Source organism: Streptomyces sp. Isolate_45 (assembly GCF_024721315.2).
Classification (GTDB): domain Bacteria; phylum Actinomycetota; class Actinomycetes; order Streptomycetales; family Streptomycetaceae; genus Streptomyces.
In genome coordinates, this window is record NZ_JANFAK020000165.1 from 1 (window position 1) to 16,849 (window position 16,849).

Below are 16,849 nucleotides of genomic sequence, written 5' to 3' on the forward strand. Positions count from 1 at the left end.
GCCCGGGCCGGCCGGCGCGAGCGGGCCCGGTCCCGGCGGCGGGCCGGCCCCGCGGGAAGGGAACGCGGGGGTGGTGCTGACCCTCGGCATCGTGGTGATGCTCGTCGCCCTGGGGGTGCTGGGGTGGCTACTGCTGAGGGATACGCCGGGCGGTGACGACGGCCGGGGCGCGGGGGCGGTGACCCCCTCGGCGTCGGCGCCGACCTCCGCGCCCCCGTCCGCCGGGACCTCCGCCCCGGCCTCCTCGGGGACGCCCGAGAAGGCCGTCACGGTGTACGCGCACACCCTGCGCGCGACCTACGCCGGGAGCTGCCCGCCACCCGCGGTGGGCGCGCCCGCCTTCACCGCCACCCTCGAAGTGGCCCGTACCCCCGCCGTGCTGGAGTACCGCTGGGCCACGCGCGGCGGGTCGGCCCCGGGCGGGGAGTGGCAGAGCCTCGCGTACGAGGAGGGCGGGCCCAGGACCCGCCAGCTGTTCCACACGGCGACCGGGTACCGGGCGGGGGCGGTCCTGGACGACGCGGTGCGGATCGAGGTGCGCCGGCCGGTGCGGACGGAGTCGGCGTGGCTGGCGTTCTCGGTGGCCTGCGCGGCGCCCTCCCCGACGCCGACGCCCACCCCGACGGCCGACCCGACCCCGACGCCGACCCCGACGGACGGATCTCCCTCCGCCTCCGGGACGCCGGACCCGTCGGCGTCACCGGATCCGACGCCCTCCGGGGCGCCGGATCCGGAGCTCGCCGCCTGAGGATCGGCCCGCGGGCGTCAGGCCTTGGAGGAGAAGACGGGCAGGTAGCCCCCGGACTGTCCGGCGGCCGTGGGGTGGTACGACTCGCCGATGTTGAGCCAGTTGAGGCTGTGCAGCCACGCGCTGCCGGAGCAGATCTCGTGGCCGGTGAAGGCGCCGGCGACCGAGGCGTAGGTGAAGCCGTGGTCGGCGGCGCGCTTGGCGATGGCGGCGTTGAGGTGGTCGGCCGCGCCGTTGATGGCGGAGCGTTCACCCTCGGTGAGGCCGGTGACGCAGGTGCCGTTCAGCTTGTAGAAGCGGGGATAGCCGATGACCACCACCTTGGCGCCGGACGCGCGGCCGCGGATGGATTCGTAGACCTGGTCGAGTTGACCGGGGAGGGTGGAGTCGACGTACCCCTTGGCCTGGTTGACGCGGTTGACGCAGGTGGACTCGGACTGGAGCACACACGTCGTCATGACGTCGGCGAAACCGGCGTCGTTGCCTCCGATCGTGATGCTGACGAGGTCTGTACCGGAGTTGAGCGGTGCGAGCTGGTTGGCGAGGACGTCACCGGTACGGGCGCCCGAGCACGCGGTGAAGGAGAAGGTCTGCGGGGAGTGGGCGGCGGCCCACAGGGCCGGGTAGGCCCGGCTGGTGCGCTTGCAGTTGCCGCTCCCGCTGTCGTAGTTGCCGGCGCCGACGCCGGAGGAGTACGAGTCGCCGAGGGCGACGTATCCGAAGTCGGCCTGGGCGGCGGCCGCCTGGCCGGCGCCGAACAGGGCGGCGCCCGCGGCGAGGACCAGGGAGGAGGCGAGTGCTGCGAAGCGCGACATTCTCATGCTCATGTGTGCGGCTCCTTGTGGGGGTTACTCCTGAGTCCGTGGTACAAGGAGCCGGGGCTTTCTGTAAGTGTTCATGCCAAGAATGTTCGGGGTGGGAACCGGCCGGAATCTTCACCCCCGATGCGTTTGAAGAGGGAATTCGGGCACTCGTTCCGGCGAAACACAGGTGCAGGAGGCCAGTTCGTGCCGGATCATGGGCGCCATGCCAGCAGACCCGCATGACGCGCTGCCGATCCGGCTCAATGTCGACGACAGCGATTCGCCGTCGGACGTAGTCGACGCGTTGTTCCTGGGCCGCTTCGCGTCCGGCGAACAGCCCTACTCGCAAAGCGTGTCGATCGAACGGGTGAAGGCGGAGGCGACGCTGCTGCCACCGCGGGCGACCGTCCTGCGCTCGGCCCGCGACACCGACCGCAGCGCGACCCTCGCCGAGGGCGAGGGCTGGACGCTGCTGGTCTCCCGCTGGAGCCGGGGCGCCGACGTGACCGTGACGGCGGTCAGCGACGAGGTGGCGGAACGGGTCCTCGGCGAGGCCACGGACGGGGCGCAGGACGAGCCCGAACCGCAGCCGGAGAACGTCACCATGGGCTTCTGGTACGTCTCCCCGCGCCGCGGCCCCTACCGCACGACCCGGCAGATCTCCGCGGGGACCTGGGACGAGGTCCGCCCCAACTACACGGCTCCGGTGGCCGGGGCGATGGACCGGCTGATGAAGGTCACCCCGGACGACATCGCCGGGCGGCTGCTCCTGCTGCACGGGCCGCCCGGCACCGGCAAGACCTCCGCGCTGCGCACGCTGGCCCGGTCCTGGCGGGACTGGTGCCAGGTGGACTGCGTCCTGGACCCGGAGCGGCTGTTCAACGACGTCGGCTACCTGATGGACATCGCGATCGGCGAGGACGAGGGCACGGCGAAGGGCCGCTGGCGGCTGCTGCTGCTGGAGGACTGCGACGAGCTGATCCGCGGCGAGGCCCGGCACACCGCCGGCCAGGCGCTGTCACGGCTGCTGAACCTGACGGACGGTCTGCTGGGGCAGGGCCGCAACGTCCTGGTCGGCGTCACCACCAACGAGGACCTGGAGCGGCTCCACCCGGCGGTGGTCCGGCCGGGTCGCTGCCTGGCCCGCATCGAGGTGGGCCGGCTGACCCACGGGGAGGCCGTGGAGTGGCTCGGCACGGACGAGGGCGTGTCCCGCGAGGGCGCCACCCTGGCCGAGCTCTTCGCCCTCCGGCGCGGCACGGGCCCGGCCGCCGTCCTGCCGGCGCAGTCCCACGAGAGGGAAGCGGGCCTCTACCTCTGACCCGGCGGGGGCCGGGCCACCGACCCGCTCGGCCCGGGGCCCCCGAGGGCCCGGGTCCGGCCGCTACGACGGCTGCTACGGCTGCTGCTACTGCTGCGCGTACCGGGCCCGGAGGGCCTCCGTGGCCGCCTCCAGGGCCTGTTCCCGGGTCAGGCCCAGCCGGTGGGCCCGTTCCGCGTAGGCCTGCGCGGCCCCGGCGGCCTCGCGGGCGGCGCCTTCCCCGGCCGCCGCGACGAAGGTGCCGTTGCGGCCCCGCGTCTCGATGACCCCGTCGGCCTCCAGGGCGCGATACGCCTTCGCGACGGTGTTGGCGGCCAGTCCCAGCTCCTCCGCCAGCCCCCGTACGGTGGGCAGCTTGAAGCCGGCCGGCAGCTTCCCGGACCGGGCCCGGTCGGCGATCTGCGCGCGCAGCTGCTCGTAGGGGGCGGGCGAGCCCGCCCCGCCGTCAAGGGTGATCTTCAGGTTCGTCGGGGTCACCCGGCCGATTCTCCCCCACCGCCGGGTAATTCGGAGGCGGCCCCCACCCTCGCGGACGTAGCGTCGGCCGCATGATCCCCACGATCCGCGACCTGCGTGCGGGCGACGTCGCCGACGCCGAATCCGTCGTACGGGTACGCCGTTCCGCACTCCCCTTCCTCATCACCACCGCGGCGGGCGTGGCCCACGAGCTCACCTCCGCGCACCCCGACGGCCACTACCGCGTCCTGCTCGCCGAGACCGGGGGACTCCCCGTCGGCACCGTCTCGGTGGGCGTGGCCCACCGGGGAACGGAGCCCGGACAGGCGTACTTCAACGCGTACGTCGACCCCGAGCACCGCGGCCTGGGCGCCGGTGGCCTGCTCGTTCGGGCGGCCGAGGAGCATCTGGCGGCCCTGGACGTGGTGGACACGTACACCTGGGTGCTGGACGAGCCGGAGCACCGGGCGTTCGCGGAGCGGCGCGGGTACCGACCGAGCCGTTCGGCGCACTTCCTGCGCCTGGACCTGACGGCCGGCACCCTGCCGCCGCTGCCCGCGGAACTGCCCGCCGGGGTCGAGCTTCGCCCGGGCAGCGCCTTCGCCTCGGATCCGCGTCCGCTGTACCGGGCCGACGCCGAGGCGACGGCCGACGAGCCGGGTGACGTACCGGTCGGGTTGGACGACTACGAGGACTGGCTGAACGACGTCTGGCTCGACCCGGGCCTCGACCACGAGCTGACCACGGCCGTCCTCGTCGACGGGGTCGTGGCGGCCTTCTCGGCGGCGCGGACCGACGGGGCCACCCGCTACGGCTCGGCGATGACCGGCACCCTGCGCGCCTTCCGCGGCCGGGGACTGGCCAAGCTCGCCAAGACCGACTCCCTGCACCGGGCCCGCGCCGCGGGCTACCGGGAGGCGTTCACCGGCAACGACAGCGGGAACGAACCGATGCTCGCCATCAACAGGTGGTTCGGGTACGAGATCTGCGCGTCGGAGACGCGATACACGAAGAAGGCGGGAGCCGCATGATGAACACCCCCCGATGGACCGTCACCCTGACCAAGGCGGGCCGCACCAAGATCCGCTATCCGGCGACGGAGGTCGCCGACGACGGCGACCGGATCTCCGTACGCGCCCCGTGGGCGGCCGAGGCCGTCAAGGACTTCGGCTTCGTGCGCTTCGAACCCGGAGACGTGTTCGTCGAGCACTTCTGGCGGACGCGCTGGTACGCGGTGAAGGAGGTGTGGACGGGCGAGGGCGTCCTCAAGGGTTGGTACTGCGACATCACGCGCCCGGCGGTGGTCCGCGAGGGCGAGGACGAAGGCGCGGGCGAGATCGTGGTCGAGGACCTGGACCTCGACCTCTGGGTGTCCGCGGACGGGGCGTCGGTGCTGCGGCTGGACGAGGACGAGTTCGAGGCGAGCGGCCTGCGGACGCGCGACCCCGAGGCGGCCGCCCGGGCGGTGCGGGCCCTCGACGCGCTGGAGGAGCGGGCCAAGGCCCCCGAGGGCCTCGCCCCGCTCCTCCCGTAGGCCCCCGCGGCCGGGCCCGGACGGCTCACCGCGCGACCGGGGTGGGGCGGGCCTACGCTGAGGTGGTTCGCCTGGTTCCCGGACGACCGGAGACTGCCGTGACGCCAGCCCACATCCGGCTCCGCCGAGCCTGCGCGACCGCCGCCGCCGCGGGCCTGCTCGCCGCCCCGGCACTCGCGGGACCCGCCCACGGCGCACCGGCCGGGACGCCGCCCGCCGCCGCCTCGGCCGCCACCCCCGCCGCCCCTTCGCCGGGCGCCGACGACGACTTCCCGCAGCTCACGCCGGCCGTCGCGGCGCGTCTGGACGCCGCCTTGCGCCGGGTCATGCGCGAGACGGGGGTGCCGGGCGCGATCGTGGGGCTGTGGGCGCCCGGCAAGGGGAGCTACGTCAGGACCTTCGGCGTGGCGGACAAGGCGACGAGCGCGCCCATGACGACCGGGCTGCACGTCCGCATCGGCAGTGAGACGAAGACGTTCACGGTCACCGCCCTCCTGCGGCTGGTCGACCGGGGCGAGGTCGGCCTGGACGACCCCATCGGCAAGTACGTCGAGGGCGTCCCGAACGGGGACCGCATCACCCTGCGCGAACTGGCGGGCATGCGCAGCGGGCTCTTCAACTACAGTCTGGACGCGGACTTCATCAAGCGGCTCGAATCCGCGCCGGAAAAGCCCATCTCCCCACGCCGGTTGCTCGACTACTCCTTCAAGCACCCCGTGCAGTTCGCGCCGGGCGCACGGTTCGACTACTCCAACACCAACCTGATCCTCCTCGGTCTGGTGCTGGAGAAGGTGACCGGCCGGCCGCTGAACGAGATCATCGAGCGGGACGTCATCGAACCGGCCGGACTCCGCAGCACGGTCTTCCCCACGAACGCGGCGCTGCCGGTCCCGTACGCGCACGGCTACACCGACCAGACGCCCTCGGGCAGCACCGTGGACGCGACCGGCTGGAACCCCTCCTGGGCGTGGGCCGCCGGCGCGATGGCCTCCGACCTGGACGACCTGCGCAGTTGGGCCCGCACGCTCGCCACCGGCACGCTGCTGAAGCCCGCGACGCAGGCCGAGCGACTGAGGACCACCCCGATGAACATCCCGGGCGACGGCTACGGCCTGGGCATCTTCAACATCCAGGGCTGGATCGGCCACAACGGCTCGATACCCGGCTACGAGGTCCTCCCGGTATACCTGCCCGAGGCGCAGGCCACCATGGTCATCCTCCTCAACACGGACGACCTCCACGACGGCCAGGAGCCCAGCACCCTCTTCGGCGAGGCCGTCACCGGCATCGTCACCCCCGCCCACGTCTACCCGGGCCACGAACCCGTGGCCCCCCAGAGCCGCTGACGTCGCGCGGTCGGACGCGCCGCAGCGCGGTCGATGGCCGACCTGTCGTCTTCTGGCGGCCTGGCTGCGCGTACTGCGTACGGCTGCGCATCCGGCTGGGCCGCGACGCCCGCCGGCTGCACTGGGTCAACATCTGGCGGGACCCGGCAGCGGCGGAAGCGGTGAGGGCGGCCAACAACGGCAACGAGACCGTGCCGACCGTCGTCGTGGCGGGCCGGCCACACACCAACCCCGATCCCGAGTGGGTGCGCGAACAGGTCTCCCCTTCCGCGTGATCGAGCAGTGGGCGCGCGGCCCGGGAACATGGCGGGGAGCCGGTCCGGGAGCCACCACCGACGACACGGGTTGGTTCCACCTGGACCGACATGGGCACTCGGGAGCCGGATCCCGAGGCATGGGAGGGCTCGACGCCCCCGCTACCTGAGCCCTCGCTTACCCCTTCCTTAAGTGGAGCCTAAGGATCGGCTTCGGTGGGTCCGAGGGGGCGGAACGGGCGTTTCGGCGGGCTAGCTTGGCGGGGCCAGGGAGGGCCGGGAACGGCGCCGGGCCCCGATTCGGGGCGGCGCCGCGCAGTCCGGGTCCGCTGGCGCACCCTGTCCCGTGCCCGAAGGAGTTCCCCCATGCCCGTACGCCGCACCGCCACCCGGATCGCCGTCGCCGGTCTCGCCCCGCTCGCGGTGGCCGCGTACGCCACCGTGCCGGCGGCGGCCCACGGTTCGATGACGGACCCGGTGAGCCGGGTGGCTGCGTGCTACGCGGAGGGGCCGGAGTCCCCGAAGTCAGCGGCGTGCAAGGCGGCCGTCGCGGCGAGTGGGGCGCAGGCGTTCTACGACTGGAACGCGGTGAACATCGCCAACGCCGCCGGGCAGAGCAAGTCCCTGATCCCGGACGGGCAACTGTGCTCGGCGGGCAACGCCAAGTACAAGGGCCTGGACCTGCCCCGCGCCGACTGGCCGGCGAGCCCGATGACGGCGGGCGCGCACACCTTCCGCTACAAGGGCACGGCCCCGCACAAGGGTTCCTTCGAGCTGTACGTGACGAAGGACGGATACGACCCGACGAAGCCGCTGAAGTGGTCCGACCTGGAGGCGGCGCCGTTCGCGAAGGTCACCGACCCGGGGATGCAGAGCGGCGACTACGTGTTCAGCGGGACGGTCCCGAAGAAGACCGGCCGTCACCTCGTGTACAGCGTCTGGCAGCGCTCGGACAGCCCGGAGGCGTTCTACACCTGCTCGGACGTCGTCTTCGGCAAGGACAACGGCGGCTCCGCGGGCGGCGGTGCGACCGCGCCCGCGCCCAGCGGCAAGCCGAGCGCCTCGGCGAGCGTGCCGACGGGCACGAAGCCGAGCTCCAAGCCGGGCACGGGCACCTCGGCCCCCGCCACGACCGGCGCCGGCACGCCCGCCGGCGCCGGCACGCCCGCCGCCGGCGGGGAGGGCCCCAAGCCCCAGGCGCCGACGGACCAGCAGATCGCGGACGGCGCGGCCAAGTCCTCGGTGGAGCACAACGGTCACGGGGACGACGACCCGAAGACGAACGGTCACGCCGGCGGCCCCGCGCCGCTCGCGTCCTCGACGCCGGTGGCCGTCAAGGGCGACAACCTCGCGGAGACCGGCGGCAGCGGCACCACTCCGACGATCGCGATCGCCGGTGCGGGCGTGCTGGCCGCCGGCGCGGCCGTGCTGTTCGGCCTGGCCCGCCGCCGGGCGACCGCCGGCCGTCACGGCCGCTAGAACCGAACCCGGGTCGGGGCCGAGGGCCCCGACCCGGGTGTCACGATCCACGGCGCCGCCCCAACGGCGCCCTCCCGCCGCGGACCATCTGCGCGTCAGTCGAAGACCGACGCGCAGGTGGTCCGTTCGGCGTTGGCCGGGTCGAGGGCGTTCAGCGCCTCGTGCCAGGTGAGCCGGTCGGTCAGGGCGATGGTGACGTGCTCGGAGAAGTCCAGGGCGCACAGGTCCTGGAGCACGACGTTGCGGACGTTCGGCCCGTCGAGGAACTGGCTCCGGTACGGGGTGACGACCTGGTCGTACCGGGTGGAGATCACGGTGTACTTGACCCCGGGGACGGTGTCGCCGCCCGCGTTGAGCCGGGTGAGGAAGGGGGACCCGGCGATCTGGTCGGCGAGGCCCGGGGTCGCGGTGCTGATCAGGTCCTCGGCTCCGGGGAAGTACGGGAGGAGTTTGGTGAGGCCGAGGAGGGTCGTGCCGTGGTTGTCGGGGGCGATGCCGACGAGCGCGTTGACCTTGGCGGCGCCGCCGAGGAACTTCAGGTAGTGGCGCGGCATCATGCCGCCCTGGGAGTGGCCGACGATGTCGGCCTTGGGGGCGCCGGTGGCGGCGAGGACCTTGTCGACGAAGACGTCGAGCTGGCCGGCCGACTTGTCGATGGGGCCGAGGCCGTGGAAGAAGGGCACGCCGGGGAGCTGCCCGTAGTCCAGGGAGTAGACGCAGTACCCGCGGTGGACGAGGTACGGCGCGAACCCGAGCCAGTTGTCGACGGAGTTGCCGAGGGTGCCGTGGACGAGGACGACGGGGCGGGGGTGCGCGGCGGACGGTTTGCAGGACCAGTTGTTCCAGCCGCTGCTGGTGGTGGTCGCGGCCTGTGCCGTGCCGGTGGGGGCGACGAGGGCGGCGGCGGCGAGGGTGAGGACGGCCAGCGGGCGGAGCAGGCGTCTCCAGGGCAGCATCGTGTGATCTCCTTGCGGGTCAAGGGGAATGCGTGGGGGTTCGTCCCGTGATCCGGATCACAAGGTGGGGCTGCTGCCGCTAAATTACGGGCGAGTAGCAAGACAGGGAAGTTACGCGTCGGTAAAAAATCGCGTGTCGAGCCCTTCTCCAGCACCGCTCGTGAACAATGGACGCCCCCGAACCCCCGGTTGAGGTGAGCACGGCCATGCAGAGGGCCCCTGGCGCCGGTACCGAACTCGCCGCTCCTCCGGGCCTGGCGGCCGATCCGCTCGTCGCGGCCGTCACGGAGGCCGCGGTGCACGTCCTGCGGCCCGAGGCGGAGCGGACGGCCGAGGAGGGGGTGCCCGCCGCGCACCTGGAGGCGCTGACCGACTGCGGCGCGTACGGGCTGATCGGATACGAACCGGCGCCGGAGGGCGGGCTCACGCCGCGTCAGGTGGCCCGGGAGGTGCACGAGGTGCTGGCGGCGGTGGATCCGTCGACGTGGTTCGTGTGGACCCAGCACGTTCCGTTGGCCAAGGCGTTGCTCGCGGCCGACGGCCCGGTGGGCGCCGCGCTGCGCGAGGAATGGCTGCCCGCGCTGGCCTGCGGCGCGCGGCGGGCGACGGCCGGCTTCGCCTTCCTGCGGCACCCGCGCCCGCCCGTCACCGCCGAACGGGTGCCGGGCGGGTGGCGGCTGTCCGGCCGGGCGCCGTGGGTGACCGGCTGGGAACTGGCCGATTCCCTGTTCGTCGGGGCCGTCACCACCTCCGACGAGGTGGTCCTGGCACTGGTCGACCGCGTTCCGGACGGGGGCATGACCGCCGTCGCGGGGGCCCCGCTGTGGGCGATGGGCGGTACGCACACGGCTTCCGTGGAGCTGCGCGACGTGCACGTGCCCGATGCCCGGGTGCTGGGCCGCGAGCCGCGGGCCGATTGGATCCGGGCGTACGACCTGGAGAACGCCGACGCCCAGCCCGCGATCTTCGGCCAATTGCGTGCCACGGCCGACTTCCTGCTCGCGTCGCCCCCGTACGAGGACCTCGGCCTGCGGGTCGCCCGGCGGGCGGCCGGGCTGCGGGCGCGGGCGTACGGGCTGCGGGACGAGCTCGCGCCGGGTGAGGGAACGGCGGAGCGCCTCGCCCTGCGGGCGGCCTCGCTGGACCTGGCCGTGCGGGCCGCCGCGACCTGCGTGGCCGTGGCGGGCGGCCGCGCGATCCAGTACGGACACACCGCGGGCCGCCTCTCCCGGGAGGCCCAGTTCCACCTGATCCAGGCCCAGACCACCTCCCTGCGTACGGAAACGGCCCGGCTGATGCTCGAAGACCTGTGAGTCAGGCCGCGACCGCCCCGGCGGTGTGACCCGCCAGGAAGGTGGCCGCCGGCCTGACCGTGCCCGGACCGAAGCGGGCGTTGGCCCGGTCGACGGCGGCCTCGACGGTGAGGCGTGATTCACGGACGGGGTCCATGGAGAGCTGCCGGGTGACCCCGGCCGCGCCGGTGAGGTCCTCGGCGCGGAGCGTCATGCCGGTCAGCCGGGCCCGCTGGAGTCCCGCCGCGCACATCAGGCGGTACGCGAGGGTGCGCAGGTCCTCCTCGTGCGCGGAGGGTTCGGTGAGCCGTCGGGACTTCTCCCAGCGGGTGCCGTCCGCGAAGTGGAGGGTCAGGGCCAGGGACCGGGCGGCCTGGTGGCGTTCGCGCAGGGTGGCGCCGAGCCGGACCACGAGGGCGAGCAGGGCGGCCCGGGCGTGGGGGCCGTCGAGTTCCTGGCGGGTGAAGCGGGTGCGGACGGCGGCGGAGGCGGGCAGGTCCCGCGGGGTGACGGGGCGGGGGTCGATGCCGCGGGAGCGTTCGGCCACCGTGCGGCCGGCCCGTTTGCCGAGGATCCGTTCGAGGACTCCGGACGGTACCCGGGTGAGCGCTCCGACCGTGTGCAGTCCGTACCCGCGGAGCGCTTCGGCCTGCCGGGCCCCGAGTCCGTGCAGTGCTTCCACGGGGAGGGGTTCGAGGAACGCGGCGACCTCGGCCTCGGGCACGGCGAGGATCCCGCCGGGTCCGGGGACCCGCGCGGAGGCCGTGGCGGCGACGGCCCAGGTGGCGGAGACGCCGATGCGCACGTCGGTGCCCAGCCGGGCCACGGCGCGGAGCCGGACGACTTCGGCGATGCGGGTGGCGTCGGCGGCGAAGTACCGCTGGGCGCCGCGTGCCTGGACGAGGGCGGCGCGTGGTGGCAGTGCCTGCACGAGGGGGGAGAACTCGCGGAGCAGGTCGAGGACGTCGCGGTAGCCCCGCTCGGGGAGCCCGGGTGCGCAGCGGACGTGCAGGATCGCGGTCATCCTGCGCTCCCCGGGCTGGAGTGCCACAGCTTGCGGCCGGTCGCGGCGCCCTCGCCGGGGGGCCGGAGGTCGGCCCACGGGTTCATCTCGTAGCCGGTCGGGAGGTGGATGCGGCGGCCGGAGTCGCCGGGGCCCCGGGTCAGGGGTTCGGTGAGCCGGGCGGTGACGGCTTCCAGGCCGCCGCGGCCGCGCAGTTCGGCGAGGGCGGCGAGGTCCCAGGCGGCCGCTCCGACCACGCTGAGGCTCTGCGGTCCGCGCCGCTGCACGACTCCTCGTACGAGGAGCAGGAAGGAGTGGAAGACGGTGTGCGCGCAGGCTTCCTGGCTGTCGTCGAAGAAGGCGAGGTCGACCAGGCCGGTGCCGTCGTCGAGGGTGGTGAAGATGACGCGGCGGCCGGAGCGGATCGGCGGGGTCTGGGTGGCGGCCTTGGCACCGGCGACCAGGACGGTCCGGCCGTGGTCGGTGTCCCGGAGGCGGCGGGCCGGGGTGACGCCGAGTTCGGCGAGGAAGGCGTGGTGGTCGCCCATGAGGTGGCGCGAGGCGTCCATGCCGAGGATGCCGAGTTCCGCGCTGAGCCGTTCGGCGTCGGTGAGGTCGGGCAGGCCGACCCGGGCGGTGGACCTGCCTCCTCCCAGGGGGAGTTGGGTACCGGTGGTGCGCTGGGCGCGCTGGGCGCCGTGCAGTTCCGTCAAGTGCAGCAGCAGGTCACGGCGGTTCGTGCCGAAGCAGTCCAGGGCGCCCACCTGGGCGAGGCGTTCGGCGACGGGACGGCCGGGGCGGGCGCGGTCCCAGAAGTCGCGCAGGGAGGAGTAGGGCCGGCCGGCCTCGATGCGCCCGACCTCGGCCCCGCTGATGCCGTGGACGTCGGAGAGGGCGAGCCGGAGCCCCCAACGCTCCGGCGGACCGGACACCAGTTCGATTCGATGGGCGGCCGCCGACCGGTTCACGTCGAGCGGGAGCACGGGCACTCCCCTGCGCCGGGCGTCGGCCAGCAGCAGCCGCTTGGGGTACATGCCCGGGTCGTGGGTCAGCAGTCCGGCGTAGAAGGCCGCCGGGTGGTGGGTCTTGAGCCAGGCCGACTGGTAGGTGGGTACGGCGAAGGCCACCGCGTGCGCCTTGCAGAAGCCGTAGCTGCCGAAGGCCTCGACGATCTCCCAGGTGCGGGCGATCACCTCGGGCGAGTAGCCGCGCCCGGCGGCCGCCGCCGCGAACCAGACCTTGATCCGGGCCTGCGAGCCGGGGTCGGACAGCCCGCGCCGGACGCGGTCCGCCTCGTCGCGGCCGCAGCCGGTCATGACGTGCACGATCTCGATGATCTGCTCGTGGAAGACGACCACCCCGTACGTCTCCCGCAGCGCGTCGGCCAGGTCCGGGTGGGGGAAGCGGGCGGGGGCCCGCCCGTGCCGGGCCTCGATGAAGGGCCGCACCATGTCGGCGGCGACCGGGCCGGGCCGGAACAGCGAGATGTCGACCACGAGGTCGTGGAAGTCGGCGGGTTGGAGCCGCCCCACCAGGTCGCGCTGGCCCGGTGACTCGATCTGGAAGCAGCCCAGCGTCTCGGCGGAGCGGATCAGCTCGTACGTCGCCGGGTCGCCGGGCGGCAGCTGCGCCGGATCGTCCAGGTCGAGTTCCCGACCGGTCTCCCGTCGCAGTTCCGCGACCGCGTGCGCCATCGCGGACTGCATGCGGACACCCAGCACGTCGAGTTTGAGCAGGCCGAGGTCCTCCACGTCCTCCTTGTCGAACTGGGACATGGGGAAGCCCTCCCCGCTGGTCGGGACGACCGGGGTGCGGGCGAGCAGCGAGGCGTCGGAGAGGAGCACCCCGCACGGGTGCATGGCGGTGCCGCGCGGCAGCGCGTCCAGCGCCTCGACGAGGTCCCAGAGCCGACCGTACGACTCCCCCCGTACGGACCGCAGTTCGGGCAGTTCCTCCAGGGCGGCGCGGGCGTCGCGGGCCCGGATGTGCGGGAAGGACTTGGCGAGCCGGTCGACGGCGGCCGGGTCCATGGACAGGGCGGCTCCGACGTCGCGGATGGCGTGCCGGACCCGGTAGGTCTCGGGCATGGAGACGGTGGCGACGCGTTCGGTGCCGAAGCGGGCGATGATCCGGCGGTAGACCTCCAGGCGGCGGGCGGACTCCACGTCGATGTCGATGTCGGGCAGGACGCGGCGGCGCTTGGAGAGGAAGCGTTCCATCAGCAGGCCGTGCTCGACGGGGTCGGCGTGCGCGATGCCGATGAGGTGGTTGACCAGGGAGCCGGCGCCGGAGCCGCGGGCCGCCACCCGGATGCCCATGTCCCGTACGTCGTCCACGACCTGGGCGACCGTCAGGAAGTACGAGGCGTAGCCGTGGTGGGCGATGACGTCGAGCTCCTCGTGCATCCGGTCCCAGTACGCGCGGTCGCCGGCGTGGCCGCGCAGCACCATGCCGGCCGCGGCGCGGGAGGCGAGGACCCGCTGCGCGGTGCGGTGGGCGGCGCCGACGAGGTGGGCCTCGGGGAAGTGCACGGAGCCGATGCCGAGGTCGTCCTCGGGGTCGACGGAGCAGGCCTCGGCGGTCTCCCGGGTACGGGCGAGCAGGCGCCGGGCGTCGGCGGGGCGCAGCCCGGCGGCCTCGGCGATCCGGTCGGCGGCCTCGGCCATGGCGGCGGGGGCCTTGAGCCAGCGTTCGCCGGTGTCGAGGGGGCCCCGGGGGTCGACGGGGACGAGCCGGCGGGCCGAGTCGAGGACGTCGGCGACCGGGCCCTGGCCCGGGTCGGCGTACCGGACGGCGTTGGTGAGCACGGCCGGGACGCCCTGCTGCGCGGCGAAGCCGACCGTACGGGCGGCCAGCCGCAGCGAGCCGGGGCCGGTGCCGGTGCGGCCGTGGTGGACGGCCTCCAGGCGCAGGGAGTCCCCGTAGACCTCCCGCCAGGGCGCGAGCAGCCGGGCGGCGCGGTCGGGGCGGCCCGCCGCGAGGGCCCGGCCGACTTCGGAGCCGGGACCGAGCAGGACGAACACCCCGTCGCCGCGCAGGGCCTCCCAGGGCAGCAACGGCGTTCCGGTGCGGACGCGGACTCCGGCGCCCCCGTCGGCCCCACCGGCGCCGTCGCCACCATCACCCCCGAGGCCCACGGCGGCGGTCGCACCCGGATCGGCGTCGCGGTGCGCCGCGGTGACCATCCGGCACAGCTCGGCCCAGCCGGTGGCCCCGTCCCGGGCCAGGAAGACGGCGCGGGCGGCGGACTCGTCCACGAAGGCCCCGCCCTTGACCGGGACGCGCCGCCGGTACGAGGCCCCGCCCACCGGAACGACGGACGACGCGGACGACGGAGACGACCCGGACGGCGCGAGCGCCGAGGAAGCGCAGGACGCGCCGGCGGCCGACGCCGCGGGGGCCACCGCCAGGTCCACACCGAACAGGGGCCGGACGCCGGCTCCGGCCGCGGCCTTCGCGAACCGCACCGCGCCCGCGAGGGTGTCCCGGTCGGTCAGGGCGAGGGCGTCCATGCCCCGCTCGACGGCGCGTTCCGCCAGTCGCTCCGGGTGGGAGGCCCCGTAGCGCGTGGAGAACCCCGAGACGGTGTGCAGATGCGTAAAACCGGGCACCCGCGGCCTCCTGCTTCCTTCGTTGCCCCCCGGCTCCTTCGGTCTGTCCCCCGCTCTCCACCATAGAGCAATTCGAATATCCGTGCGAAACACTTGTTCGATCATCCGTTCGGTCCTCCCCTGCTGCGCCGCGCCCCCGCCACGCCGAGCGTGGGAGGCATGACCCAGCCCACCCAGAGCACCGACCCGGGTCCGCCCGGCAGCTTCCTCGCCGAGATCAAGGACGCCGTGACCACCCGGGCCGCCCTGCTGGTCCTGGGCGTACTGGCCCTCCAGCTGGCCTTCATCACCTCCTACATCGGGGCCTTCCACCACCCGAAACCCAGCGGGATCCCGATCGCCGTGGCCGCCCCCTCCGCGCCGCTCGCCCAGCGGACCGCGCAACAGCTCGACGGGCTGCCCGGGAAGCCGCTCGACACCCGGGTGGCCACGAACGAGGTGGACGCCGTCCGACTGATCCAGAACCGCGACGTGGACGGCGCCCTGGTCGTCGACCCCGAGGGCACCACCGACCGGCTGCTCGTCGCGGGCGGCGCCGGAGCCGCCCTCTCCCAGGCCATCGAGGAGGTCGTCCGCCTCGCCGAGAAGAGCCAGGGCCGCACCGTCCGGGTCACCGACGTGGCCCCGTCCGCCGCGGGTGACGGACGCGGCCTGAGCTCCTTCTACCTCGTCGTCGGCTGGTGCGTCGGCGGGTACCTGTGCGCCGCGATCCTCGCGATCAGCGCCGGGGCCCGGCCCGCCAACTCCGCCCGCGCGGTCATCCGGCTCGGCGCGCTGCTCGCGTACGCGATCGTCGCCGGATTGCTCGGCGCGGTGATCGCGGGCCCGGTCCTGGACGCGCTGCCCGGCTCCCTCATGAGCCTGTGGGGCCTCGGCACCCTGGTCGTCTTCACGGTCGGCGCGATCACCCTGGCCTTCCAGGGGCTGGCGGGAGTCGTCGGCATCGGCCTGGCGATCCTGCTGGTGGTCGTGCTCGGCAATCCGAGCGCGGGCGGCGCCTACCCGTACCCGCTGCTCCCGCCGTTCTGGAGCACCATCGGCCCGGCCCTGCCCCCGGGCGCGGGCACCTACGCCGCGCGTTCCATCGCCTACTTCAAGGGCAACGGCGCGGGCACCCCGATGCTGGTGCTGGCGGCCTGGGCGGTGGCCGGCGCGGCCGTCACGATCGCCTGCGCCGTCTTCCGCAAGGGCAGGCCGGGAGCCGCCGTGGGCAGCGGACTCCCCGACGACTCCCCCGCCGTCGCCCGGTTCGCCGACGACGGAACCCCGGGGCGCTGAACACCCCGGTCTTCCGCGACCGTCAGGGCCCGGCCGAGCAGACCGTCCCCGTCAAGCGGATGGAGCCGGGCGCCCGGGCGCGGCCGGCCGCGCTCGGGGCGACGTACCCGCTCGCCGGGCAGGTCACGGCGAGTACCCGGGGCCGCCAGGTGCCGCCGATGGCCGCTCCCCGGCCCCCGAGGAGCACTCCGGGGCGTGAGCCGTGCCCGGCCGCCCCGGTCAGCGGAAGTCGGCCGGGTCCGGGATCCGCAGGATGCGGGCGGCGCGGTCGACTTCGGCGTCGTACACCTGGAAGTCGACGCGCAGGCCGTCGGGGGCCCGGTACTCCAGCACGCGCATGCCCGGACGCAGGCCGGTCCGGACGGCGGCCCGGCCGCCGCGGGGCAGCACGACGACCCTGCGCAGCGGGGCCTTGAAGACCGCGCCCGTGCCGTCCGCGCCGGGGCCGGGCTTCCCGTACCCGAAGACCCGTCGCCGGACGCCCTGTCGCCACCGCGCCCGGCAGGGGATCGGCACGACCGCGCCGTCGGCGGCGGACGTCGTCCGCGCCTCGGCCCGGCGGGCCACCGTCCGGCGCGCCGGCCACCCCGCCGGCGCCACGAGCAGCACGATCAGCGCCGCCTCGATCAGTGTTTCCATCGCCCCCACCCCCGAAGAGGGGGGGGGGGGGGGGGGGGGGGGCCCCCGCGCCCCGGGGGGGCGGGGGGGGGGGGGGGGGGGGGGGGCGCCCCCCCCCCCCCCCCCCCCCCCCCCCCGGCGCCCCCCGGC

13 protein-coding genes and 2 pseudogenes are annotated in these 16,849 nt (G+C 74.5%); 9 read left to right on the forward strand and 6 right to left on the reverse strand.

Translation table 11 applies throughout. The features are described from left to right. A pseudogene (locus tag NOD94_RS33955) lies at positions 1–748 on the forward strand (hypothetical protein); the annotation flags it as partial. Between the two features lie 17 nt (positions 749–765). Here NOD94_RS33955 and NOD94_RS33960 read toward each other — a convergent pair. Further along, the gene (locus tag NOD94_RS33960) at positions 766–1,569 is read right to left on the reverse strand and encodes an SGNH/GDSL hydrolase family protein (RefSeq protein WP_281210056.1); all 804 of its coding nucleotides are present in this window, start codon (positions 1,567–1,569) and stop codon (positions 766–768) included. Positions 1,570–1,774: 205 nt separating this feature from the next. Between NOD94_RS33960 and NOD94_RS33965 the strand changes: the two genes are divergently transcribed. Beyond that, entirely contained in the window at positions 1,775–2,872 is a 1,098-nt protein-coding gene (locus NOD94_RS33965; RefSeq protein WP_281210045.1) for a DUF5925 domain-containing protein, read from the forward strand. Positions 2,873–2,959: 87 nt separating this feature from the next. On the opposite strand, the gene NOD94_RS33970 is transcribed toward NOD94_RS33965, so the two are convergent. After that, complete coding sequence (locus tag NOD94_RS33970; protein ID WP_281210046.1) at positions 2,960–3,349, reverse strand: GntR family transcriptional regulator; 390 nt, start codon at positions 3,347–3,349, stop codon at positions 2,960–2,962. 71 nt (positions 3,350–3,420) lie between these two features. Here NOD94_RS33970 and NOD94_RS33975 point away from each other — a divergent pair, with 71 nt between their 5' ends. The 5 genes and pseudogenes from NOD94_RS33975 (at position 3,421) to NOD94_RS33995 (ending at position 7,941) form a co-directional block, all read left to right on the forward strand. Continuing rightward, the gene (locus tag NOD94_RS33975; protein ID WP_281210047.1) at positions 3,421–4,359 is read left to right on the forward strand and encodes a GNAT family N-acetyltransferase; all 939 of its coding nucleotides are present in this window, start codon (positions 3,421–3,423) and stop codon (positions 4,357–4,359) included. Beyond that, positions 4,359–4,862 (forward strand): DUF402 domain-containing protein, encoded by a 504-nt coding sequence (locus NOD94_RS33980; protein WP_281210057.1) that lies wholly within the window; start codon positions 4,359–4,361, stop codon positions 4,860–4,862. Before NOD94_RS33975 ends, NOD94_RS33980 begins: the two co-directional genes overlap by 1 nt. 98 nt (positions 4,863–4,960) lie before the next feature. Next, entirely contained in the window at positions 4,961–6,208 is a 1,248-nt protein-coding gene (locus tag NOD94_RS33985) for a serine hydrolase domain-containing protein (protein ID WP_281210048.1), read from the forward strand. Between the two features lie 17 nt (positions 6,209–6,225). Beyond that, positions 6,226–6,483, forward strand: a pseudogene (locus NOD94_RS33990) (glutaredoxin domain-containing protein); the annotation flags it as partial. A 345-nt stretch (positions 6,484–6,828) separates the two neighbouring features. After that, positions 6,829–7,941 carry a lytic polysaccharide monooxygenase gene (locus NOD94_RS33995; RefSeq protein WP_281210049.1) on the forward strand — a complete coding sequence of 371 codons (1,113 nt, stop codon included), beginning with the start codon at positions 6,829–6,831 and terminating at the stop codon, positions 7,939–7,941. 95 nt (positions 7,942–8,036) lie between these two features. Here the strand turns inward: NOD94_RS33995 and NOD94_RS34000 are convergent, their stop codons facing one another. After that, a complete protein-coding gene (locus NOD94_RS34000) occupies positions 8,037–8,897 on the reverse strand; it encodes an alpha/beta fold hydrolase (RefSeq protein ID WP_281210050.1) in 861 nt (286 codons plus the stop codon). Between the two features lie 206 nt (positions 8,898–9,103). On the opposite strand from NOD94_RS34000, the gene NOD94_RS34005 reads away from it, so the two are divergent. Next, a complete protein-coding gene (locus NOD94_RS34005) occupies positions 9,104–10,210 on the forward strand; it encodes an acyl-CoA dehydrogenase family protein (RefSeq protein WP_281210051.1) in 1,107 nt (368 codons plus the stop codon). Position 10,211: 1 nt separating this feature from the next. Here NOD94_RS34005 and NOD94_RS34010 read toward each other — a convergent pair whose 3' ends face one another. Together NOD94_RS34010 and dnaE are read right to left on the reverse strand one after the other, a co-directional pair. Continuing rightward, complete coding sequence (locus tag NOD94_RS34010) at positions 10,212–11,213, reverse strand: hypothetical protein (protein ID WP_281210052.1); 1,002 nt, start codon at positions 11,211–11,213, stop codon at positions 10,212–10,214. Continuing rightward, positions 11,210–14,803 (reverse strand): DNA polymerase III subunit alpha, encoded by a 3,594-nt coding sequence (dnaE, locus tag NOD94_RS34015; protein WP_281210053.1) that lies wholly within the window; start codon positions 14,801–14,803, stop codon positions 11,210–11,212. The genes NOD94_RS34010 and dnaE overlap by 4 nt, the downstream gene beginning before the upstream one ends. A gap of 159 nt (positions 14,804–14,962) precedes the next feature. Here dnaE and NOD94_RS34020 point away from each other — a divergent pair, with 159 nt between their 5' ends. Next, a complete protein-coding gene (locus NOD94_RS34020) occupies positions 14,963–16,081 on the forward strand; it encodes a DUF3533 domain-containing protein (protein ID WP_281210054.1) in 1,119 nt (372 codons plus the stop codon). Between the two features lie 219 nt (positions 16,082–16,300). On the opposite strand, the gene NOD94_RS34025 is transcribed toward NOD94_RS34020, so the two are convergent. Beyond that, entirely contained in the window at positions 16,301–16,720 is a 420-nt protein-coding gene (locus NOD94_RS34025; protein WP_281210055.1) for a hypothetical protein, read from the reverse strand. Between the last annotated feature and the right edge of the window lie 129 nt (positions 16,721–16,849).

What these genes read in the sequence shown, in the direction of transcription:
- NOD94_RS33960 (WP_281210056.1), bottom strand. Translation starts at nt 1,569, where the DNA reads ATGAGAATGTCGCGCTTCGCAGCACTCGCCTCCTCCCTGGTCCTCGCC.
- NOD94_RS34005 (WP_281210051.1), top strand. Translation starts at nt 9,104, where the DNA reads ATGCAGAGGGCCCCTGGCGCCGGTACCGAACTCGCCGCTCCTCCGGGC.
- NOD94_RS33995 (WP_281210049.1), top strand. Translation starts at nt 6,829, where the DNA reads ATGCCCGTACGCCGCACCGCCACCCGGATCGCCGTCGCCGGTCTCGCC.
- NOD94_RS34000 (WP_281210050.1), bottom strand. Translation starts at nt 8,897, where the DNA reads ATGCTGCCCTGGAGACGCCTGCTCCGCCCGCTGGCCGTCCTCACCCTC.
- NOD94_RS34020 (WP_281210054.1), top strand. Translation starts at nt 14,963, where the DNA reads ATGACCCAGCCCACCCAGAGCACCGACCCGGGTCCGCCCGGCAGCTTC.
- NOD94_RS33965 (WP_281210045.1), top strand. Translation starts at nt 1,775, where the DNA reads ATGCCAGCAGACCCGCATGACGCGCTGCCGATCCGGCTCAATGTCGAC.
- NOD94_RS34010 (WP_281210052.1), bottom strand. Translation starts at nt 11,213, where the DNA reads ATGACCGCGATCCTGCACGTCCGCTGCGCACCCGGGCTCCCCGAGCGG.
- NOD94_RS34025 (WP_281210055.1), bottom strand. Translation starts at nt 16,720, where the DNA reads ATGGAAACACTGATCGAGGCGGCGCTGATCGTGCTGCTCGTGGCGCCG.
- NOD94_RS33980 (WP_281210057.1), top strand. Translation starts at nt 4,359, where the DNA reads ATGAACACCCCCCGATGGACCGTCACCCTGACCAAGGCGGGCCGCACC.
- NOD94_RS33975 (WP_281210047.1), top strand. Translation starts at nt 3,421, where the DNA reads ATGATCCCCACGATCCGCGACCTGCGTGCGGGCGACGTCGCCGACGCC.